Annotated in this window: 23 protein-coding genes; 8 read left to right on the top strand and 15 right to left on the bottom strand. The window is 70.0% G+C overall.

Features of this window, described 5'->3' with window-relative positions:
* Entirely contained in the window at positions 1-1,131 is a 1,131-nt protein-coding gene (locus tag AB0G28_RS14180; protein WP_361087923.1) for a folate-binding protein, read from the bottom strand.
* A 31-nt stretch (positions 1,132-1,162) separates the two neighbouring features.
* Between AB0G28_RS14180 and AB0G28_RS14175 the strand changes: the two genes are divergently transcribed.
* The gene (locus AB0G28_RS14175; RefSeq protein WP_361087920.1) at positions 1,163-2,011 is read left to right on the top strand and encodes an aminodeoxychorismate lyase; all 849 of its coding nucleotides are present in this window, start codon (positions 1,163-1,165) and stop codon (positions 2,009-2,011) included.
* Here the strand turns inward: AB0G28_RS14175 and AB0G28_RS14170 are convergent.
* The 3 genes from AB0G28_RS14170 to pxpB all read right to left on the bottom strand — a co-directional run bounded on the left by AB0G28_RS14170 (position 1,990) and on the right by pxpB (position 3,955).
* Complete coding sequence (locus AB0G28_RS14170; protein WP_361087918.1) at positions 1,990-2,415, bottom strand: hypothetical protein; 426 nt, start codon at positions 2,413-2,415, stop codon at positions 1,990-1,992. The two genes, AB0G28_RS14175 and AB0G28_RS14170, sit on opposite strands and share 22 nt — an antisense overlap.
* A gap of 98 nt (positions 2,416-2,513) precedes the next feature.
* Positions 2,514-3,362, bottom strand: coding sequence for a biotin-dependent carboxyltransferase family protein (locus AB0G28_RS14165; RefSeq protein ID WP_361087915.1), 849 nt, complete (start codon positions 3,360-3,362; stop codon positions 2,514-2,516).
* Positions 3,359-3,955 carry a 5-oxoprolinase subunit PxpB gene (pxpB, locus tag AB0G28_RS14160; protein ID WP_361087912.1) on the bottom strand — a complete coding sequence of 199 codons (597 nt, stop codon included), beginning with the start codon at positions 3,953-3,955 and terminating at the stop codon, positions 3,359-3,361. Before pxpB ends, AB0G28_RS14165 begins: the two co-directional genes overlap by 4 nt.
* Here pxpB and AB0G28_RS14155 point away from each other — a divergent pair.
* Positions 3,881-4,915, top strand: a complete 1,035-nt coding sequence (locus AB0G28_RS14155; protein WP_361088029.1) for a hypothetical protein — start codon at positions 3,881-3,883, stop codon at positions 4,913-4,915. The two genes, pxpB and AB0G28_RS14155, sit on opposite strands and share 75 nt — an antisense overlap.
* A gap of 1 nt (position 4,916) precedes the next feature.
* Here AB0G28_RS14155 and AB0G28_RS14150 read toward each other — a convergent pair whose 3' ends face one another.
* The 6 genes from AB0G28_RS14150 to AB0G28_RS14125 all read right to left on the bottom strand — a co-directional run bounded on the left by AB0G28_RS14150 (position 4,917) and on the right by AB0G28_RS14125 (position 9,029).
* The gene (locus AB0G28_RS14150; protein ID WP_361087909.1) at positions 4,917-5,531 is read right to left on the bottom strand and encodes an FABP family protein; all 615 of its coding nucleotides are present in this window, start codon (positions 5,529-5,531) and stop codon (positions 4,917-4,919) included.
* Positions 5,532-5,810: 279 nt separating this feature from the next.
* Positions 5,811-6,122: a DUF1416 domain-containing protein gene (locus AB0G28_RS14145; RefSeq protein ID WP_361087906.1), complete on the bottom strand. Its 312-nt coding sequence runs from the start codon at positions 6,120-6,122 to the stop codon at positions 5,811-5,813.
* Entirely contained in the window at positions 6,122-6,958 is an 837-nt protein-coding gene (locus AB0G28_RS14140; RefSeq protein ID WP_361087903.1) for a sulfurtransferase, read from the bottom strand. Before AB0G28_RS14140 ends, AB0G28_RS14145 begins: the two co-directional genes overlap by 1 nt.
* Before the next feature lie 32 nt (positions 6,959-6,990).
* Positions 6,991-7,422, bottom strand: coding sequence for a DUF4395 domain-containing protein (locus AB0G28_RS14135; protein ID WP_361087900.1), 432 nt, complete (start codon positions 7,420-7,422; stop codon positions 6,991-6,993).
* Positions 7,423-7,688: 266 nt separating this feature from the next.
* A complete protein-coding gene (locus tag AB0G28_RS14130; protein ID WP_361087897.1) occupies positions 7,689-8,120 on the bottom strand; it encodes a thioredoxin family protein in 432 nt (143 codons plus the stop codon).
* A gap of 9 nt (positions 8,121-8,129) precedes the next feature.
* Complete coding sequence (locus AB0G28_RS14125) at positions 8,130-9,029, bottom strand: DUF2993 domain-containing protein (RefSeq protein WP_361087894.1); 900 nt, start codon at positions 9,027-9,029, stop codon at positions 8,130-8,132.
* A gap of 152 nt (positions 9,030-9,181) precedes the next feature.
* On the opposite strand from AB0G28_RS14125, the gene AB0G28_RS14120 reads away from it, so the two are divergent.
* The 6 genes from AB0G28_RS14120 (at position 9,182) to pstB (ending at position 15,147) form a co-directional block, all read left to right on the top strand.
* The gene (locus AB0G28_RS14120; protein WP_361087892.1) at positions 9,182-9,937 is read left to right on the top strand and encodes a response regulator transcription factor; all 756 of its coding nucleotides are present in this window, start codon (positions 9,182-9,184) and stop codon (positions 9,935-9,937) included.
* A gap of 71 nt (positions 9,938-10,008) precedes the next feature.
* A complete protein-coding gene (gene mshD, locus AB0G28_RS14115; RefSeq protein ID WP_361087889.1) occupies positions 10,009-10,908 on the top strand; it encodes a mycothiol synthase in 900 nt (299 codons plus the stop codon).
* 226 nt (positions 10,909-11,134) lie between these two features.
* The gene (gene pstS, locus AB0G28_RS14110) at positions 11,135-12,265 is read left to right on the top strand and encodes a phosphate ABC transporter substrate-binding protein PstS (RefSeq protein WP_361087886.1); all 1,131 of its coding nucleotides are present in this window, start codon (positions 11,135-11,137) and stop codon (positions 12,263-12,265) included.
* 251 nt (positions 12,266-12,516) lie between these two features.
* Positions 12,517-13,437: a phosphate ABC transporter permease subunit PstC gene (pstC, locus tag AB0G28_RS14105; protein WP_361088020.1), complete on the top strand. Its 921-nt coding sequence runs from the start codon at positions 12,517-12,519 to the stop codon at positions 13,435-13,437.
* A gap of 2 nt (positions 13,438-13,439) precedes the next feature.
* Positions 13,440-14,360 carry a phosphate ABC transporter permease PstA gene (gene pstA / locus AB0G28_RS14100; protein ID WP_361087883.1) on the top strand — a complete coding sequence of 307 codons (921 nt, stop codon included), beginning with the start codon at positions 13,440-13,442 and terminating at the stop codon, positions 14,358-14,360.
* 10 nt (positions 14,361-14,370) lie between these two features.
* Entirely contained in the window at positions 14,371-15,147 is a 777-nt protein-coding gene (pstB, locus tag AB0G28_RS14095; protein ID WP_043775860.1) for a phosphate ABC transporter ATP-binding protein PstB, read from the top strand.
* A 60-nt stretch (positions 15,148-15,207) separates the two neighbouring features.
* On the opposite strand, the gene phoU is transcribed toward pstB, so the two are convergent.
* The 5 genes from phoU to AB0G28_RS14070 all read right to left on the bottom strand — a co-directional run bounded on the left by phoU (position 15,208) and on the right by AB0G28_RS14070 (position 20,574).
* Complete coding sequence (gene phoU, locus AB0G28_RS14090; protein ID WP_361087880.1) at positions 15,208-15,873, bottom strand: phosphate signaling complex protein PhoU; 666 nt, start codon at positions 15,871-15,873, stop codon at positions 15,208-15,210.
* A gap of 83 nt (positions 15,874-15,956) precedes the next feature.
* Positions 15,957-17,399: an LCP family protein gene (locus tag AB0G28_RS14085; RefSeq protein ID WP_361088017.1), complete on the bottom strand. Its 1,443-nt coding sequence runs from the start codon at positions 17,397-17,399 to the stop codon at positions 15,957-15,959.
* Between the two features lie 885 nt (positions 17,400-18,284).
* On the bottom strand, positions 18,285-18,974 hold the full coding sequence (locus AB0G28_RS14080; RefSeq protein WP_361087877.1) for a GGDEF domain-containing protein: 690 nt from the start codon (positions 18,972-18,974) through the stop codon (positions 18,285-18,287).
* Between the two features lie 99 nt (positions 18,975-19,073).
* A complete protein-coding gene (gene idi, locus AB0G28_RS14075; RefSeq protein ID WP_361087874.1) occupies positions 19,074-19,658 on the bottom strand; it encodes an isopentenyl-diphosphate Delta-isomerase in 585 nt (194 codons plus the stop codon).
* A gap of 82 nt (positions 19,659-19,740) precedes the next feature.
* Positions 19,741-20,574 (bottom strand): alpha/beta hydrolase, encoded by an 834-nt coding sequence (locus AB0G28_RS14070; protein ID WP_361087872.1) that lies wholly within the window; start codon positions 20,572-20,574, stop codon positions 19,741-19,743.
* Positions 20,575-20,581 lie beyond the last annotated feature (7 nt).

The raw sequence follows: 20,581 nt of genomic DNA, 5'->3' as shown, positions 1-20,581 counted from the left end.
TCAACCACGAAGTTGCGCCGCCGCCGCACGCCCCGGAGCCGGCTGTTCCGAGGGCACGGAGTCGGGGTCGATCGCCGCCTGGACGAGGTTGTCCTCCGAACCGGTCAGCAGCTCCGCGCCCACCGGCGTCGACCGCTTGACCAGGGCCAGCGCGATCGGGCCGAGCTCGTGGTGCTGGATCACGGTGCCGATCCGGCCGACCGTCCGGCCGTCCAGCAGCACCGGGTCGCCGGTCTCCGGCGTGACCTCCGGCGAGCCGTCGAGGTGCAGCAGGAGCAGGTTCCGCGGGGGACGTCCCACGTTGTGGACCTTCGACACCGTCTCCTGGCCGCGATAACAGCCCTTCGCGACATGCGCGGCCGACCCGACCCAGCCCACCTCGTGCGGGATGGCGCGCTCGTCGGTGTCGACGCCCAGCCGCGGCCGGAGCGACTCGACGCGCAGCGCGTCGAACACCCAGCTGCCGGCCGCGCGGGCGCCGGCGTCGGTGAGCCGCTTCCACCAGTCCACGAGCCGGTCGCGCGGCACCGCCAGGTCGACGCTCCACCGGCCCGGCCACGGCATCCGCCGCGCGAAGCCACCACCCGGCAGCGCCGCGACGGCGTACGGCTCCGGGCCGACCTCGGTGCCGGCCGCGCTCAGGACGCGCTCGGCGTCCGGGCCGAGCACGGTGAGCAGCGCCAGCTCGCCGGTCGCGTCGCGGATGTCCACCTTGGACCAGAACTTCATCGCTTCGAGGTACTCGCGCAGCGTCTGGGGGCCGCCCTTGGGCAGCGCGCTCGTCACGCTCGGGCCGGGGTCGGTGTCGAGGAACACCGTGCCGTCGAGGTGCGCCAGCACCATGTGCGTCTCGATGCGGCCCTGGCTGTCGAGGACCAGCGCCTCGGTGCCGGAGCCCTCGGCCAGCCCGGTCACGTGCTGCGAGATGACCAGGTGCAGCCACGACAGCCGTTCTTCGCCCGTGACGGCGATGAACTCGCGGTGGGACCGGTCGATCACGACGACGCCGCGCGAGGCCGTGCGCTGCTCGGCGAAGGGGTCTCCCCAGTGCCAGGGGACGCCGGCTTCGGGGTGATCGTCGGGCGGTGGGATGGATCCGGGCACGTCCAGCAGCGGCGAGCGGTACGGCATGCCTCCCAGCCTAGGTGAGTACCGTGGCGGTATGCGCGTGCTCGTCTTCCTCGACGGAACCCAGGCCGATCCCGACGTGGCCCAGATCAAGGTCGACGACCTCGGATTGATGCGCGGAGACGGCGTCTTCGAGACGATCCTCGTCGTCGACGGCAAGCCCCGCGAACTCCGGCCGCACCTCGAGCGGCTGGTCCGTTCGGCGGCCATGCTCGACCTCCCCGAGTTCGACCTCGCGGCGTGGGAGAAGGCCGTTTCGCTGGTGCTCGAAAGGTGGGCCGGCGGTCGCGAAATGGTGCTGAAACTGGTGTACACGCGGGGATCCGACGGCGATCCGGCCGCGGTGCCGACCGGTTTCGCCCTCGGTTCCGAGGTCGCTCCGGCGATCTTCAAAGCCCGCGCCGACGGCGTCTCCGCGATCACCCTCGAACGCGGTTTCGCGCCGGACCTCGCCGAGCGCGCGCCCTGGCTGCTGCTCGGCGCGAAGCCGCTGTCGTACGGCGTCAACATGGCCGCACTGCGCGAAGCCGCACGCCGCGGGGCCGAAGATGTGATTTTCACCGCCGCCGACGGCTCGGTGTTCGAAGGCCCGACCGCGAACGTGGTGCTCGCGAAGGGGCGGACGCTCGTCACGACGCCGCCGAGCATCGGCATCCTGCCGGGCACGACCCAGGCCGCGGTGTTCCGCGGCGCCGAGAAGGCCGGCTGGACGGTCGAGGTAGGGCCGCTGAGCGTGCGGGACCTCGTCGAGGGCGACGGCGTCTTCATGGCGTCGAGCGTGCGCAAGCTGACCCGCGTGCACACGCTGGACGGCGAGCGGCTGCCCGACTCCTCCGCGGTGTACGCCGAGCTGGTGGCGGCCTACGAGGCCGAATACGCCTGACCCTGGCTGATCCGGACCACGGCGGGGGCGACCTCTTCGGCGCGGTAGGCGGCGATCTTGTGGTGGCCGTCGATGATCAGCTCGCGTTCGCCGTCGGCCAGCACCACCGCGACCGGCCGGTGACCGGTGCGGATGGCGGTCCGGTAGTACCCGACGCGCGCCTCGTCGGACGGCGGCCACGTGTCGGTCGGGGTGAGCAGCTGGTCGTCGGGCAGGCGTTCCGGCCCGCTCACGCGGTAGTCGCCGTCGACGAGCAGGTCGAGGACCGGCCCGAGCGTGGTGGCCAGGGGACGGCGCAGCTGCCCGGTGGCCAGCGCGATCCGCAGGGACTGCGGCAGCTCCGCCCGCGTCCGCGTGTTCACGTCGAGGAAACCCGCGCCACCGCTGATCGTCACCTGTTCCACGCTTATCAGGACGGGTGGCGGCGCGACATGGTTCCAGCCCCTACCCGGACGGGTGCACCGGGTGACCCGGCTCTCACCCGCGTGGCGGTACGCCTTGGTCAGGAAGGCCGGAACCGGATTCGTGTGCCCGGCCGGGCCTGGGCGAGCGCGTTCAACGCCGCCGTCTTCACGACCGCCGCGACGGGGTAGCCCCCGGTGGTCGGGTGGTCGGCGAGGAAGACCACCGGCAGGCCGCTCGGCGGCACCTGGATCGCGCCGGTGACGACACCCTCGCTGGGCAGCTCGCCGTCGACGGCCCGGCGCAGCGGCGTCCCGTCCAGGCGCAGGCCGACGCGGTTCGACTCGGCAGTGACCGTCCACCCCGCCGAGAGCCCGCCTGCCGGGTCGTCGAACCAGTCGTCGCGGGGCCCGAGCGTCACCGGGACCACCAGGTCGGCGGGTGCGGCGACGGGCACGACGACGTCCGCGCCCGCCGGAACTCCCACCGGGACGTCGAGCGGCAGCACGTCCCCGGCCTTCAAGGGGTCGGGGCCGATGCCGGAGAGGACGTCCCGCGACCGGCTGCCCAGCACCGGCTCGACCGCGATCCCGCCGGAGACGGCCAGGTAGCAGCGCAGTCCCGCGGCCGGGGTGCCCAGCGTCAGCGTCTGCCCGGCGCGGACCGGGACGGGCACGTGGGAGCCGAACGCGCGGCCGTCGACGGAAACCGCGACGGCCGGGCCGGTCACCGCCACCGTCGCCGCCGCGGTGAACCGCGCCGACAGGCCGCCGAGCAGGGCTTCGATGCCCGCGGCGGTTTCGGGGTTGCCGGCGAGCCGGTTCGCCAGCCGCAGTGAGGCCGCGTCCAACGCGCCCGAAGGTGCGACACCCAGGTGGGCGTACCCGGGGCGGCCCAGGTCCTCCACGAGGGCGTACCGGCCCGGGTCGAGCACTTCCAGGCACCTCATCGGACGCTCCGGAAGCGGACGCGGTCACCCGGCGCGAACAACGCGGGCGGGTCGGCGTGCGGGTCGAACAGCGTCGCCGTCGTGTGCCCGAGCAGCCGCCAGCCACCCGGCGACTCGCGCGGGTAGACGCCGGTGAACTCACCGGCGAGCCCGACCGACCCGGCCGGGACCCGCGTCCGCGGCGACTCGAGCCGTGGCTGCCGAAGCTGAGGGGGCAGCCCGGTCAGGTAGCCGAAGCCGGGGGCGAACCCGGTGAACGCGACCGTGTAGACGGCCTCGGTGTGCAGCTCGACGACGGCGTCCGGGGAAACTCCGGCGTCCGAGGCGACCAGGGCGAGGTCCTCGCCGTCGTAGTGGACGTCGAGGGTCACTTCGCGGGGTTCGCCCGAAGGCGGGCGCGTGAGATCGGCGTCCTCCAGCAGCGCCCGCACTGCCGCGACACCCCCGACGACCAGCAGGCTGCGCGCGCCGGGCACGAGGTCGACGACGCCTTCGGGGCGTGCGGCGAGCACGGTGGCGTGGGCCGCCCGCATCTGCTCCAGGGAGTCGCAGTCCAGCAGGGCGGCGTCCTGGCCACACCGCCTCCAGCGCATATCGAGAGCTTAGACACCCCCGGCCGGACGGGGCAGAATGACTCGGCTTGGAGGAGGGAGGCATCTTTGCCCGTATTGGCTGACAGCACGCAGCTCAGTGATGTTTTCGACAACAAGTACGTTCTTGCTCTGTTCGTGGCCATCGTCACCGGCCTCGTTTCGTACTTCACCGGTACCCGCCTCGAGGCGAAGAAGAACAGACGATCCCTCAAGCAGCTCTCCTGGGACATGAACGTCGGCTCGCAACTCGTCGAGGTCAAGGACGAGCTGCGAGAGCAAGTGCAGGTCAGCTACGCCGGGCGGGTCGTCGAGAACCTCACGACGGTCGCGTTCCGGATCACCAACACAGGTGGTGCGACGGTCAAGGACGAATACGTCCGGTTCGCGTTCCCCGAACGGGCGCAGATGCTCGAAGTCGCCTTGGATCCGCAGCCCGAACCGGAGCTCGAGGTCAGCGAAGTGACCGAGGACGTCCAACCGGGGAACCGCAGGTTTCTGCTCGGGCACCTGGAGCCGGGCCAGAGCGTGGGGTTCAGGTTCGTGGCCGATGGCGGTGACTGGGCGAACTGGACCGGTATCCACCAGAAGAACGAAGAGGGCGGGGTCTCCTTCGAGCGGCGGGATGTGGCACGCGTGCGTGCTGACCAGGAGCACATCCGGCCGTTCGTCGTGCAAGCCGTGCTTCTCCTGCTTGTCCAGCTGGTCCTGGGCATCAATTTCTTCTACGGCATCGCAGACCTGGCCAGGGGCGCCGTGTCGCTACTGCTGGGAGGGCTGATGCTGGCCCACCTGCTGCCGGTGGCCCGGATCGTCGAGCAGTTCGTGATCCGTTCCCTCGGGAAAAAGCGCGAATTCACCGTCGGGAACACGGTCACCGGGGACAACGACGGAAACGTGGTCCAGATCGGTACCCTCCGCGGGGACCTCAACATGACTCCACGGCCCGACGGAGCCGAGTGAGTCAGCCGACGACGCGGTGCAGCAGGGCCGAGGTGTGCGGCTGCATCTCCTGGCCCACCATCGCGCGCTCCTCGACGTAGCCGAGGGAGCCTTCGATCAGGCCGTACAGCCGCTGGGCCGCGGTGACGTCCTTGGCCGTGGCCGTGCGGATCACCGCGTCCGTGCCCAGCTCCCAGGACGTCTGGTTGCGCGGCTTGCCGTAGTAGAGCTCGACGATGCCGGTGTTGTGCGTGAGCAGCAGCTCGATCGTGTCGTCGGCCTGCGGGCGCCAGAACCCGGACTCGCGGGCGGCCGGGCGGATGACGTTGCCCTCGTCGTCCAGCAGCCACGAGCGGGACTCGTGGATCAGGAACGGGCGGCCGTCGTGGGAGATCGTCAGCTGCTGCGCGAACTTGCGGGGGCCGTCGATGGTCGGGTAGCCGACCTCGCCCTCACCGCGCCACACGCCGACGAGCGGCAGCAGCGCGAGGCACGCGTCGTTGAGGTTCGGCCCCTCGCGCAGGTTCGCGGTGTCGTTGGGGATGGGCAGGTCGTCCCACAGCGGGAGGTTGCGCGAGCGGGTGCTCTCCGCGCGCCGTTCCGCTGCCGCGATGGCTTCGTCGCCGCTGGCGGTCATGGGTCAGCGCTGGTCCGCGTACAGCCGGTAGACGACGTACACGGCGAACCAGGTGATCGCGATGCCCGCGAGGACCAGCAAGGTCGTAAACAGAGCTTCCACGGGTGGGAGCTTAGTCCGCCCGGCCGCGTCCGGCCCCGCCCAGGGTGGCCGCGGTGAGCACAGTCACCCGCCCGAACGCCGAAAAGCCGTGAAGGCCTCCTTCCCGGCTCTTATCGCCGGTAAGGAGGCCTTCACGGACTTTATGGCCGGTAAGGAGGCCTTCACGGACTACGGGGCTCAGGCGACGGAGATGGCCAGCTGGTGCAGGCCGGGGCCTTCCGCGGTGACCGAGGCTTCGCCGTTGCCGGTGCGGTGCAGGGCGCGGACCGTCCACTCGCCCGGCGCCGCGTAGAAGCGGAAGTCGCCGTCGGCCGAGGAGACGACCTCGCCGGTGAAGTCGCCGCCGCCGTCCAGGAGGCGGACGAACGCGCCGCCGACCGGCCCGTTCGCTCCCGTCACCTTGCCCGCCAGCACGACCTGCCCGCGCGTGTCGTAGTCCGCCGGCGTGGCCTCCTGGACCGGTGCGCCGCAGCTGTCGTCAACCGCCATCACTTGGCTCCCAACTCGACCGGCACGCCGACGAGCGAGCCGTATTCCGTCCATGAACCGTCGTAGTTCTTCACGTCCTCGTAGCCCAGCAGCTCGTGGAGCGCGAACCACGCGATCGAGGAGCGCTCGCCGATGCGGCAGTAGGCGATGGTGCCCTTGCCCTCGTCGATGCCCTCGTCCTTGTACAGCTCCTTGATCTCTTCCTCGGTCTTGAAGGTGCCGTCCTCGTTGGCGACCTTCGCCCACGGCACGTTCAGCGCGCCGGGGATGTGGCCGGGAACCTGGGACTGCTCCTGCGGCAGGTGCGCCGGGGCGAGCAGCTTGCCGGAGAACTCGTCGGGCGAACGGACGTCGACGAAGTTCTTCGACCCGATCGACTGGACGACCTCGTCGCGGAACGCGCGCAGCGACAGGTCCTGGTCCTGGGCCTTGTAGTCGGTGCGGTCGCGCTTGACCTCGTCGGAGTTCAGCTCACGGCCGTCGAGCTCCCACTTCTTGCGGCCACCGTCGAGGAGCTTGACCTTCTCGTGGCCGTACAGCTTGAAGTACCAGTACGCGTACGCGGCGAACCAGTTGTTGTTGCCGCCGTAGAGGATCACGAGGTCGTCGTTGGAGATGCCCTTCTCCGAGAGGAGCTTCTCGAAGCCCTCCTTGGAGACGAAGTCGCGGCGCACCCCGTCCTGCAGGTCGTTCCGCCAGTCGAACTTCACCGCGCCCCGGATGTGGCCGGCGTCGTAGGCGGTGGTGTCCTCGTCGACCTCGGCGAACACGACGCCGGGGGTGTCCAGGTTCTCCTCGGCCCACTGGGTGGTGACCAGGACGTCTTCACGGCTCATGTGAACAGAACTCACTTTCTGGGGTTGAACTTCTAGGACGCGCGGGCGGGGGTGAAGCGTTTGATCAGCAAGTACATTTCGCAGCCGAGGCAGAAGTTGAAGGCCGCGTTGAGGAAGGCCGCGAACAGCGCGAAAGCCGTCGCGACGATGCCGAGCGGGGCGACGTCGAGCGCGAAGCCGACCGTGCCGACCAGCGCGAACACGAACCCGACGGCCTGGGCGAACCGCAGTGGCGCCGCGTCCTCCCGCTCGTCGGTCGGGCCGAGGCGCGGGGCTACCAGCGTGCGGTAGACGATCGAGTACGGCGCCGGCCTGAGCCCGACGAAGGCGCCGATGGCGAAGACGACGGTCTGGACGGCCAGCAGCGGCCACCACTCGGTGACCAGCACGACCGCGAGCACGATCGTGGTCAGGATGGCGGCGAACCGCGGGCCTCGCGGGTCGACGGCCGGTCCGGCGGACATGGTGCCTCCAGCTGGAGCAAGGGGTGCGTGCGAACGGCACGCGTCAGCGGCATCAGGGCTGGCGGGGACCGGATCGTGGGTTCAGTGCCGGTCGGACTGAACGCGACACAGGCTGCTGCGGACGCGGCAGAGGTCGACTGCGCGTCGTTGCGTCAAGAAGAAGCTGGTCAGCCCGGTCACGGGTGCGAGGGTACCCAGAGCTCCCTCAGAGTGGGAACCACGTTCATTCCTTGGGACGGTTCCCGTTTTCTGGGACAACGCCCAGGTCAGGATGTCCGCGTAGTGAGATGCGGCCGCAGCGCATCCAGCAGTTCGGGCCCCTTGGGGACGCCGCCGACGCGCAGGAGCTCCCGGCCGTCCGGGGTCAGCGCGATCGTGGTCGGCGTCCGCAGCACGGCCAGCGACTGCGCGACCTCCGGGGAGTTCGTGACGTCGAGTTCGACGTGGTGGAGGCCGTCGGTGCGCTCGGCCAGCGGCGCGAGCACGGCCTTCGCGTGCCGGCAGGGCGCGCAGAAGGTGGTGGAGATCTGGACCAGCGTCACGGCGGACGCCGGGTCGAGCACATCGGTGACGGGGGCGGGCAGCTCGCGAGCGGGGGCGGGCTTGGCGTCCCGGATCCGGCCGTTGCGGACGCGCAGCAGCACGCCGGCGGCCACGGCGGCCACCAGCGTCGCCGCGAGCACCCACAGCCCCGTCACCGGCCGCTCCTACTTGCTCAGGTCCGCGAAGGACACGTTCGCCGCCTTGCCTTTGATCGTCACCGATCCGCTCTGCACCCGCACGCCGGTCGGGGTGACCGACAGCGGCAGGTCCTTCGTGTTGATCGAGGCGTTGAAGTTCGGCATCAGCGCCTTCTGCACCGCCGCCGGGACCACAGTGGTCTCCTGGTCGTTCCCGAACTGCAGCCGCTTGGGGACGAAGTTGATCGTTCCCTTGGCGGCGTCCGCCTCGATCATCGCGAAACAGAAGATTTCCAGATCCTTGCCCGCGAACTGAAGGTGTCCCGAAATGCGGACACCAGTGCTCGACTCGTCCTGGTCGGCCTGGCCCTCGGTGGTCTTCGTCGTGGTCGGCGCCGGCTCGCTCTGCCCGGCGTCGCCGTTCTGGACGTACTCGGTGGTCGAAGGCTCGATCCGCAGGTCCTTGACCTTGTCCAGCGGGGACAGGCGCGCCAGGTCGGCGGCCTTGATGGTGACCGACCCCGTCAGCTCGCCGATGGTGATCGCCTTCGTGTTGCCGTTCGTGATGTCGGACAGCGGCGCTTTGACGTCCTCGAGCTCGGCGTTCACCGCGACGTCCTGGAGCTTGCCCGCGACCGGGAGGCCGGCGGCGGACACGCTGATGTGACTGTAGTCACCGCCGAGTGCCTGCGTGAGGAACGGGAAGCCGTGGATCGTGACCGACGGGTCGTCGCTCAGCTGCAGCTGCGTGCGGGCCTTCTGCGAAATCATGTGCTCGGCGAACGCCGCGGCCCCGAAATCGGCTCCGACCAGCAGCAACACCAGGACAACCAGGGCGATCACCCAGCGGCGGGCACGGCGGCCGCGGCGTCGTGCGTCGGGCCTCGGTGCGGGTCGGTCGTCCCGGGTCACGGGCCTGCTCACCATCGCGTCCGTACTCCTGTTCGTCGGGGACACCCGGGTTTCGCCAGGTGTGATCGATCCAGCAAGGGTTAGGTGCCCGGCCGTTCAGCCGCTATTCTCACTTAGCACCGACCAACGCCGCTGTGCGGCGACGACTCGAGAAGGCGGTGCGGCTGATGAGCCTGGACCTTCTGGTACTGACTGCGGAGGCCGACGCCACCTCGGTGCTGCCCGCGCTGGACCTGCTGCCGCACACCGTACGCGTCCGCGCTCCCGAGGTGACGGCCCTGCTCGACGCGGGCCACCGGGACGTGATCCTCCTCGACGCCCGCAGCGACCTGGCCTCGGCGAAGAGCCTCTGCCGCCTGCTCAAGGGCACGGGCGAGGAGGAGGCGGCCACCCCGATCATCGCCGTCGTCGGCGAAGGCGGGCTTGTCGCCGTGAGCGCCGAGTGGCGCACCGACGACATCCTGCTGCCCACCGCCGGCCCGGCCGAGGTGGACGCCCGGCTGCGGCTGGTCACCACCCGCGACGGCGGTTCCGCGCAGGTCGACGCCGAGCTGCGGGTCGGCGAGCTGGTCATCGACGAGGCGACCTACACCGCGCGCCTGCGCAAGCGCACCCTCGAGCTCACCTACAAGGAGTTCGAGCTGCTCAAGTACCTCGCGCAGCACGCCGGCCGGGTGTTCACCCGCGCCCAGCTGCTGCAGGAGGTCTGGGGCTACGACTTCTTCGGCGGCACCCGCACGGTCGACGTGCACGTCCGGCGGCTGCGCGCCAAGCTCGGCCCCGAGCACGAGCAGATGATCGGGACCGTGCGCAACGTCGGCTACAAGTTCGAGCGGCCGGCCAAGAGCGGTGGCCCGCGCCCGGGCGTGCCCGCGCAGGCGGCCGCCGAGGCCCCGGCCGACACTCCCGAACTCGCGCACTGATCCCCCTTCCGCCCCCGGAAGACGTCTCGCACAGCCGTCGCGTTGCGCCGGGCGCGGGTACGGTCGCAGGGGTGACCGGAGAGTGGCGGCAGGAACTGGACGAGAAGCAGCTCGAGGACGTCCGCGGGCTGCTGCTGGCGGTCCGCGAGGCCGACGGCAGGCCCGAGGTCGAGCCCGCGGGCCCGCTGCCCGGCGAGTTCGACGGCGGTGAGCACCTCGTCGCCTGCGTCGAGGGCGAGGTCGTCGGCTACGCCCACCTCGACACCACCGGTGACTCCTTCGGGCACCAGGTCGCGGAGCTGTTCGTGCACCCCGCCCACCGTGGCCGCGGCTACGGCGCGAAGCTGCTTCAGGCGCTCGACGAGCGGGCCGCGGTCGGGTTCCGCGTCTGGGCGCACGGCGACCACCCGGCGGCGCGGAAGCTGGCCGTGAAGGCCGGCCTCGAGCGCAAACGCGAGCTGCTGATCCTGCACGTCGACGTCGACAGCGCGGTCTGGCCGGAGCCGGTCCTGCGCGAGGGCGTCTCGCTGCGGACGTTCGTTCCGGGGCAGGACGAAGACGCCGTCGTCCGGGTCAACGCGCGGGCCTTCGACTGGCACCCCGAGCAGGGCGCCTTGACCGCCGACGACGTCCGCGCCGACGAAGCCCGGCCCTGGTTCGATGCCGACGGCTTCTTCCTCGCCGAAGAAAAGGGTGAGGTCATCGGCTTCCACTGGACGAAGGTGCACGAGCCCGCGCCGGGCCGGTTCGACGGCGAGCGCGTCGGCGAGGTGTACGTCGTCGGCGTCGACCCCGCGGCGCAGGGCGGCGGCCTCGGCCGGGCGTTGACGCTGGCCGGGCTGCGGTACCTCGCGAGCCGGGGGCTGCGGCAGATCATCCTGTACGTCGAGGGCGACAATGCCCCGGCTCTGGCGGTCTACACCAAGCTCGGGTTTGCCCGTTACGAAACCGACGTCCAGTACGGTCGGTGAACACGATGGACTCCGTGCGAACAGTCCGTCACGGTGCGCGAACGCCCAGGTCACAGGCGGGACACGGCACCCTTTCAGGCCAGTAGCACTCCTCACATCCCGGGCCTTGTTCACTTTCCGTTCATCAGGACAGGGGCGACCGTCCACCGAGGCTGCCTAATGTCCGGATCCGGCGCGGCTGCACAGCCGCGACGACCCGGTCAAGCTCCTGATGGAGGAAACAGCAGTGAAGATCATGCGGCCCCTGAGCGCGGTGGGCATCGTCGCGAGCGCCGCCCTCGTGCTCGCCGCCTGTGGCTCCGACCCCGCGGCGACCAACAGCAGCAGCTCCAACTCCGCTGCCGCCCCGGCCGCGACGGGCACGGCCGACGTCGAGTGCGGCGGCAAGAGCCCGCTTTCCGCGGAGGGTTCGTCGGCGCAGAAGAACGCGATCGACATCTTCACGCAGGAGTACGGCAAGAAGTGCTCGGGCCAGAAGGTCAACTACAACCCGAGCGGTTCGGGCGCCGGCGTCAAGCAGTTCAACGCCAACCAGATCGACTTCGGCGGTTCGGACTCGCCGATCAAGGATGCCGACGCCGCGGCCGCCAAGACCCGCTGCGGTAGCGACGCCTGGAACATCCCGATGGTGGTCGGCCCGATCGCGATCGCCTACAAGCTCTCCGGGGTGGACAAGCTGACGCTGACCCCGTCGGTCGCCGCCAAGATCTTCAGCGGTGGCATCACCAAGTGGAACGACCCGGCCATCAAGGCGGTCAAGGGCAACGAGAGCCTGAACCTGCCGGACAAGCCGATCCAGGTCGTCTCCCGCTCCGACGAGTCGGGCACCACCGACAACTTCCAGAAGTACCTGGGCGCGGCGGCGAAGGCCGACTGGACCAAGGGTGCCGGCAAGAAGTTCAACGGTGGCGTCGGCAACGGTGCGCAGGGCTCCAACGGCGTCGCGACCGCGGTGAAGGCCTCCGACGGCGGCATCACCTACGTCGAGGGCGCGTTCGCCAAGGACGGCCTGACCCCGGCCCTGATCGACAGCGGCTCCGGCGGTGTCGAGCTCAACTCGGAGAACGTGGCGAAGTCGCTGGACGCGGCCAAGTTCCTCAAGGAGGGTTCGAACGACCTCGCGCTCGACCTCAACGGCATCTACGCCAGCAACACCCCGGGTGCCTACCCGCTGCTGCTGACGACCTACGAGATCGTCTGCTCGAAGTACTCGAACCCGGACGTCGCGAAGGCCGTCAAGGCGTTCCTGACGGTGGCGGCCACCACCGGCCAGCAGCCGCTGTCCGCGAAGGGCTACGTGCCGATCCCGCAGTCGCTGCAGACCAAGGTGCTGACCGCGGTCAAGGCCATCTCCTGACCTGTTGCGACTGACATCCGAGTGATACAGGCTGGAACATTGAAAATCAGTGCAGCTCCCGCTGCTCCGTTGAGGGTGGCGGCGGGGGCATGGATGGATAGTCGATGAGCGAGTCATCCTCGACGCGAACGCCCACCGGCGACCCCGGTGGGCGTTCGTCGTCCGCCACGAAGCCCCCGGAGGATCCGATTTCGGAGCAATCAGGCTCCCCGGCGGCGTCCGCGCCGCCCGCGAGCGAGAAACCGAAGAAGGTGCGGCCCGGTGACCGCATCTTCCAGAACCTGACCACCGGGGCCGGAGTCTTCGTCGTCGCCCTGATCGGCCTGATCGGGCTCTTCCTGCTGATCCAGGCGATCCCGGCGCTGAAGGCCGACAAGGTCAACTTCCTGACCAACCACGGCTGGTCGACCAGCGACCCGGCGAACATGTCGTTCGGCATCCTGGACCTGCTCGAGGTCACGGTGGCGACGTCGGTGGTGGCGCTGATCATCGCGATGCCGGTCTCGCTGGGCATCGCGCTGTTCCTGACCCAGTACGCGCCGCCGCGGCTCGCGCGGCCGTTCGCCTACATCATCGACCTGCTCGCCGCGGTCCCGTCGATCATCTTCGGCCTGTGGGGCATCCTGGTGTTCGCGCCGGCGATCGAGCCGTTCGCGCAGTGGGTCAACGACACGTTTTCGTGGTTCCCGATCCTCGCGCCCGGCAACGTCGAGCCGAGCGTGCGCGGCACGATCTTCACCGCCGGCATCGTCCTGGCCGTGATGATCCTGCCGATCATCACCTCGCTTTCGCGCGAGGTGTTCGAGCGGACGCCGACGCCGCACATCGAGGGCGCGCTGGCGCTCGGCGCCACCCGCTGGGAGGTCATCCGCACCACGGTGCTGCCGTTCGGCAAGGCCGGGTACGTCGGCGCGTCCATGCTCGGCCTCGGCCGCGCGCTGGGCGAGACGATCGCGCTGGCCGTCATCCTGCTCATCCCGCAGGGCAAGAACTTCGGCTGGAGCCTCTTCGACGGCGGCGCGACCTTCGCGTCGAAGATCGCCGCGAACTACAGCGAGTTCAACAACGAGGTCTCGGCCGGCGCGTACATCGCGGCCGGCCTGGTGCTGTTCGTGCTCACCTTCGTCGTGAACTTCGCCGCGCGGTCCGTCATCGGCAAGAAGGGGGACTGAGCATGTCCGTCACCTCGCTCGAAGCGCCCGCGTCCACGCCGGCGTTCCAGCAGGTCAGCCTGGGCCGCAAGGTCAAGAACGGGATCGCGACCACGCTGGTCTGGCTCTCGTTCCTGATCGCCGTCGTCCCGCTCGTGTGGGTGCTCTACACGGTCATCGTCAACGGGATCAAGCGCATCCCGTACAGCAACTGGTGGACCGAGGACTTCGGCTCGGTGCTGTCCGACGAGGTCGGCGGCGGCGTGCTGCACGCCATCGTCGGCAGCCTGCTGCAGGGCCTCGTCTGCGCGATCATCGCGGTGCCGATCGGCATGCTGGTCGCGATCTACCTCGTCGAGTACGGCCGCAACGGCAAGCTCGCCAAGGCCACCACGTTCATGGTGGACATCCTGTCCGGCGTTCCGTCCATTGTGGCCGCGCTGTTCATCTACGCGCTGTGGATCACCACGCTCGGCCTGCCGCGCAGCGGCTTCGCCGTCTCGCTGGCCCTGGTGCTGCTGATGATCCCGGTCGTCGTCCGCTCGTCGGAGGAGATGCTGCGGATCGTCCCGGACGACCTGCGTGAGGCGTCGTACGCGCTGGGTGTGCCGAAGTGGAAGACGATCATGAAGATCGTGCTGCCGACGGCGCTGTCCGGCATCGTCGGCGGCGTCATGATGGCCCTCGCCCGCGTGATGGGCGAGACCGCGCCGCTGCTGGTCCTCGTCGGCTACTCGGCCTACACGAACTGGGACATCTTCCACGGCGAGCAGGCCGCGCTGCCGCTGCTGATGAACAACGAGCGCGTCAGCAACCCGATGGACCCGGGCACGGTCGGCTTCGACCGGATCTGGGGCGCGGCCCTGACCCTGGTGCTCATCATCGCGCTGATCAACCTCCTCGCCACCGTGTTCGCGCGCCTCGTCGCCCCGAAGAAGAAGTGAGCTGTTCCTGATGGCCAAGCGAATCGACGTCAAGGACGTGGACATCTACTACGGCAAGTTCCACGCCGTGGACGGCGTCACCCTGTCGGTGCCGCCGCGCAACGTCACCGCGTTCATCGGCCCGTCGGGCTGTGGCAAGTCGACGGTGCTGCGCACGCTCAACCGCATGCACGAAGTGATCCCCGGCGCCCGCGTGGACGGCCAGGTGCTGCTCGACGGCGAGGACATCTACGCGTCGTCGGTCGACCCGGTGCAGGTGCGCCGCACGATCGGCATGGTGTTCCAGCGCCCCAACCCGTTCCCGACGATGTCCATCAAGGACAACGTCGTCGCGGGCCTGAAGCTGGGCGGTACCAAGGGGAAGAAGACCCTCGACGAGATCGCCGAGCGCGCCCTGCGCGGCGCGAACCTGTGGAACGAGGTCAAGGACCGCCTCAACAAGCCGGGCGGCGGCCTCTCGGGTGGTCAGCAGCAGCGTCTGTGCATCGCGCGGGCGATCGCGGTCCAGCCGGACGTCCTGCTGATGGACGAGCCGTGCTCGGCCCTGGACCCGATTTCGACGCTGGCGATCGAAGACCTGATCGGCGAGCTGAAGAAGGACTACACGATCGTCATCGTCACGCACAACATGCAGCAGGCGGCGCGGGTTTCCGACCAGACGGCGTTCTTCAACCTCGCCGGCGTGGGCCAGCCCGGCCGGCTGGTGGAACTGAACGACACGGAGAAGATTTTCTCCAACCCGGACGAAAAAGCCACCGAGGACTACATTTCCGGCCGTTTCGGCTGAGTCCTAAGTGGAACAAGAAAAGCCCCCGGCCGAAGCCGGGGGCTTTTTCGTTGGTGCGGCTCAGATGTCTTCGTCGGTGCCGTAGCCCGGCATCTTGCCGGTGACCACGAAGATCATCCGCTTCGCGACCGACACCGCGTGGTCGGAGTAGCGCTCGTAGAAGCGGCCCAGCAACGTCACGTCGACCGCCGCGGCCACGCCGTGCGGCCACTCGCGGTCCATGATGACCGTGAACAGGTGGCGGTGGATGTCGTCCACCTGGTCGTCCTCGGACTCGATCGTCTTCGCCGCTTCGACGTCCTTGGAGTGGATGACCTGCTCGACCTGGCGGGCCAGCTTGACCGCGACCTCGCCCATCTCGGCGAAGTACGGCCGCACCGACTCCGGCAGCACCGGCTCCGGGTGACGGCGCCGCGCGGCCTTCGCCACGTGCAGCGCCAGATCGCCCATCCGCTCCAGGCTTTCCGCCGCGTGGATCGCCGCCAGCACGGTCCGCAGGTCCGTCGCCACCGGCGCCTGCAGGGCCAGCAGCGCGTACGCCTGCTCCTCGCACTGGGCACGGGCGTCGTCGACCTTGGTGTCGTCGCTGATCACCTGCTCGGCGAGACTGAGGTCGACCTCCAGCAGTGCCCGTGTGGCGCGCTCCATGGCGTCGGCGACCTGGACGGACATCGCGGCCAGGTGGTCGGCGAGCTGTTCGAGTTCGACATGGTAAGCCTCACGCATGGCCCAACCCTACGGCCAACCGTGGCCGAATACCGCATCGCCGGGTGAACCGCACGTGAACCCGGTCTAACGATCCTCGCGGCTCAGCCGTTGCTGGTGCTCTTGCGGGTGGTGGTCGACTTCGAGCTGCCGCTGCTCTTCGACTTCGACGTGCTGGTCGGCGGGGCGGCCTGCTCGTTGCGCGGGATGGGCGCGTTCGGGTCGGGCAGCGGGGTGTTGTTGCGCAGCGCGTCGAAGAGGGCCTTCGTCTTGCTGACGACGAGCACCTCGTTGCCGCGGCTGTTGGCCGTGCCGACCGTCGGGACGGTGAGGAACGTGATCTTCGTCGGGTCCAGGCCCTTCATCGACTGCGCCAGCGTCATCATCTGCTTGACGCCGAGGTTGTCGCCGAAGGTGGCCTTCGCGAACGCCGTGATGAAGTCGCTGAGCTTGCCGGGGTCGAGCACGACGTCCGACGACATGACCTTCTTCAGCAGCGCGCCGATGAACTCCTGCTGCCGCTTGATGCGGCCGTAGTCCGACGTGGGGTCGCCCTTGACGTGCCGGGCGCGGACGAAGTTCAGCGCCTGGTCGCCCGAGATCGTCACATCGCCGGTCTGCAGCAGCACCTTCCCGAGAACGCTGTCGTCGATCGGGATCTCGTTGTGGATGGTGACGCCGTGCACCGCGTCGACCATCTCCTTGAAGCCGTTGAAGTCGATGCCGACGAAGTGGTTGATCCGCAGGCCGGTGATCTGCTGGATCACCTTGGTCACGCACGCCGGGCCGCCGACCGCGTAGGCGGTGTTGAGCTTGGCGAACTTCGCGCCCTTGTAGACCTCGTCGGTGGTCTTGTTCTGCGCCGGGTCCCACTTCTGGCAGTCCGGGCGGTTGACCTCGAGGTCGCGCGGGAACGACGTGACGACGACCCGCTTCCGGTCGGCCGGGATGTGCGCCACCATCACGGTGTCACTCCGGGCGCCCGGGGTGCTGTCGGCGGTGCCGACGCCTTCCTCGTCGGTCGCGCCGTCGCGGGTGTCGGAGCCGACCATCAGGAAGTTCTCGTCGTTGGCCTGCGCCTCGGCGTCCTGGATGTCGGCCGAGTTCTCGTCGAGCGCGGAGACCTGCGTGAACTTGGCGTCGAAGTAGGTTTGGGCGCCCCACGCGCCGCCGATGCCGAGGAACACGAGACCGGCGACGACGGCCGCGGCGATCCGGCCGAACCGGGCCGAACGCTCGATCTTCCGCTGCTTCTTCTCCTGCAGCCGGGCCTGCTCGGCCTTCTCGGCGGCGTCGGCCTCTTCTTCCGGAGACGGCGTAGGGGCGACGACGCGCTGAAGCGCCGTACGCGTGCTTTCGAGCAGCGAAGCCGGCGAGAGGCGCTCACGGCGTTCGCGTCGCTTCGCCTCTTCGGCTTCCATCTCGTCGTGCGCGGCCGAGAACCGGGCGAGCGTGTGGTCGATCTTGCGGCGGTACTGCGTGGCCTCGTCGATCGCTTCCATCTCGTCGGTCATGGTCAGCGGGTCGAGCTCGGCGCGCGGCGGCACTCCGCCGGCCAGGGGACGGGCCGGTGCGTCGGGTACCGGGGCAGCCTGGGTGCGGCCGGCCGCCTCGGGTGCGGCTGCTTCCGGGGCGACGGGTGCGCGGCGGTCGGCGGCCGAGGGCCGGGGCGCTGCTCCCTCGGGGGCGGCTACCGGGCGCCGGGCCGGCGTGCGAGGTGTGCCGCCCTCGGCGGCTTGCGGCGCGGCGTCGGTGGCCGGGCGGCGGGGCCGCCGTGGCGGCTGGGGTGCCGCCGACGTCTGCTGCGGGCCCGGGTTCGCGGCCGGGCGGCGCTGGAGCGGGGCCTCGGGCAGCGGGGCGGCGGCGGTCGTGCGGCGTGGCTGACGCGGCCGCGGCGGGCGCGGTTGACGCGTGGCGTCCGTGGGTACTGGGTCTTCGGCGGGAGCCTGCGCGGGCCGCGGCGCACGCGGCGGACGCGCGGCCCGGGCCGGAGCCGGCGGAGCGGGTGGTTCGGCGGCGCGGCCGCGCTGTCCCGGCTGCTCGAAGCGGTCCTGCTGCTCGTGCTCGCGGGCCGGCAGGGGGCGGACGCCGGTGGTCTTGGCGACGACGTCGGAGACGCTGATCCCGCCCTGGTCCTCCATCGACCGGCGCCTGCCGGCCCGGGGCCGCGCGGGACCGTCGAGACGGCGACCGGTTCCCGGGCTGTCGTGCTCGTCCGGCACTCGGTCTCCTTTCGAGCTCAGGTCTTCATGGCCGTCTTCCCCCGCAGGAGGTGATCGTTCCCCCGGAGGTTTTCGTTATCGTACGGATACCCCCCGTTCGTGACGACACCCTCCCGGAATTTTCTTCACCTTGAGTCGACGAACGGCCGGTGTGCGTCGACAAACGGGTGATGCACCCTGTCGGCAAAGCGGAGTAATGCGGGGTTTGCGTTACTCAGAGTGGGTTATTAACTGTGTCGTTTGCGCGTCGTGATAGGCCACTTTGTTCCGCCCGGCACGTTTGGCCGCATAAAGCAAGGTGTCCGCGCTGCGCAGCTGCCGCTCGGGCGACGTGGGCCCGGTCCCGGCTCCCGGCGCGTGGTGCGCCAGGCCGGCGCTGATCGTCACCCGCAGCCCCGGCTGGAGTTCTGACCAGGGATGACGGGCGACGCGCAGGCGGGCGTCGTCGACGATGCGGACGGCGTGCCCGGCGTCGACCCCCGGCAGCCACAGCACGAACTCCTCGCCGCCGTAGCGGGCGCAGAAGCCGTCCGGCGGCAGGTCCTCCTGGAGGAGGTCGGCGACCCGGCGGAGGACGCGGTCGCCGACGAGGTGACCGTACGTGTCGTTGACGCTCTTGAAGCGGTCGACGTCGACGAGCGCGAGGCCCAGCGGCGAACGGGCCGCCTGCCGGTCGGTGAACGGTCCGTACAGTCGCTCGTCGAGGTAACGGCGGTTGTAGCTCGAGGTCAACGCGTCGCGCAGGCTGCCGTCGCGGGCGATGTCCAGCGCCGACCGCAGGTGCTGGTAGGCGCGGCGCCAGTCGCCCTGGGTCGCGAAGAGGCCGGCGATGGCCTCGTGCAGGCGGAGCAGGTCCGGCTGCCGCGGCGGGGGCACCGCGCCTTCGCCCTCGGCGACCATGCCCACCTCCACCACGCATTGGTTGTCGTCGCGGCGGAGGCCCCGCTTGAGGCGTCGGTGCGGACGAAGGTGAATTTCGCTCAAACGGGAGTTGGCTGGTTACTCTGCGGAGTGCTGTGTGGCAAGTCCGGAGAACGGCTCGATGCCCTTGAGCTGCGAGAACTGATCCTTGGCCCAGTAACTCACATCAGCCGTGGGATCGTTCAGTAGCTCGGTGTAGTCGGTCCAGGCGACCCAGCGCCAGTCTTCGACCTCCGCCGGGTTCGGCGACGGCTCGACGTCCGCCCACGCGGCGAACACCGGGCAGAACTCGTTCTCGACGATCCCCTGGAACGGCGGTGTCCGGTAGCGGTAGGCGGGCAGCACGCAGTGCAGGCCGGACAGCGAAGGCAACCCGAGCTCGTAGGCCGCGCGCCGGAGGACGGCGTCCTCGAGGGGTTCGCCGGGCGCGGGGTGGCCGCAGACGCTGTTGGTCCAGACCCCCGGCCACACCTTCTTGTGGAGGGCGCGCTGGGTGATCAGCAGCGCGTTGTCGTCGCGGCGCAGCACGTAACAGGAGAAGGCCAGGTGCAACCGGGTGTGTTCGTGGTGGCTGGCCAGCTTCGGGCCGGTCTCGCCGGTGGGCACGCCGTCCTCGGTGACGAAGACGATCTGCTCGGTCTCGGGTTCGGTCGCGGTGTCCACCCGCCCAGTGAACACGACCGCCCACGGTGAGCCGTACCGCAAGGCGGGTGGGTTCCCGGCCGCTCGGCGGGGTGACGCGTCCTCACCGCGCGTTGAGGTGCTCGACGAGCAGAGAGGTGACGGCCTCGGGGGCCTCCTCTGGGACCCAGTGCGTGACGTCTTCGAGCATTTCGAAGCGGTAGGGCCCGGTGACCCAGTTCGCGGTGTCGAGCGCGGCGGTGGAGCCGAAGGCGGCGTCTTCGGTGCTCCAGATGTACAGCGTCGGCACGGAGATCTCGCCGATCTTCCCGCCCGGCCGCCCGGCGCGGTACCAGTTGAGCGCGGCGGTGAGCGCGCCCGGCTCGGACAGGCGGCGCACGTAGTCGTCGACCTTGGACGGTGACACGCGCCGCTCGAACATGTCGCGCAGCGCACGGGCGTCGTTCTCGAGCATCCGCCGCTCGGTGACGCGGGTCTGCCGCCACTCGGTCATGTAGCGGCTGCGCAGGTGCTGGTCCTCGTCGGTCTTCAAGGCGTCGGCGAGCGCGGCGGGATGCGGCGTCGACACGACGGAGAGGCTGCGCAGCCGCTCCGGGTGCGCGTCGGCGGTCCACCACGCGACGGCGCCACCCCAGTCGTGCCCGACGAGGTCGAACTTCGGCCAGCCCAGCGCTTCGGTGACGGCGACGACGTCTCCGACGAGGTGATCGATCGAGTAGTCGCCGGCCTGCTCGGGACGCACGTCCGGCGAGTACCCCCGCTGATCCGGCGCGACGGCCCGGAACCCGAGCACCCCGAGGGTGGCGACCTGGTGCTCCCACTCGGTGGCGGCTTCGGGGAAGCCGTGCAGCAGCAGCACGGGCCGCCCGTCCTCGGGCCCGGCGGCGATGGCGTCGAAGGAACCGGCCTCGGTGGGGATGCTGATGTGGTCGATCACGGAGGCG

Source organism: Amycolatopsis sp. NPDC021455 (genome assembly GCF_040640995.1).
GTDB lineage: Bacteria > Actinomycetota > Actinomycetes > Mycobacteriales > Pseudonocardiaceae > Amycolatopsis.
The sequence above is the reverse complement of the archived record's forward strand: the minus strand, read 5'-3'. Positions and strand labels throughout refer to the sequence as shown.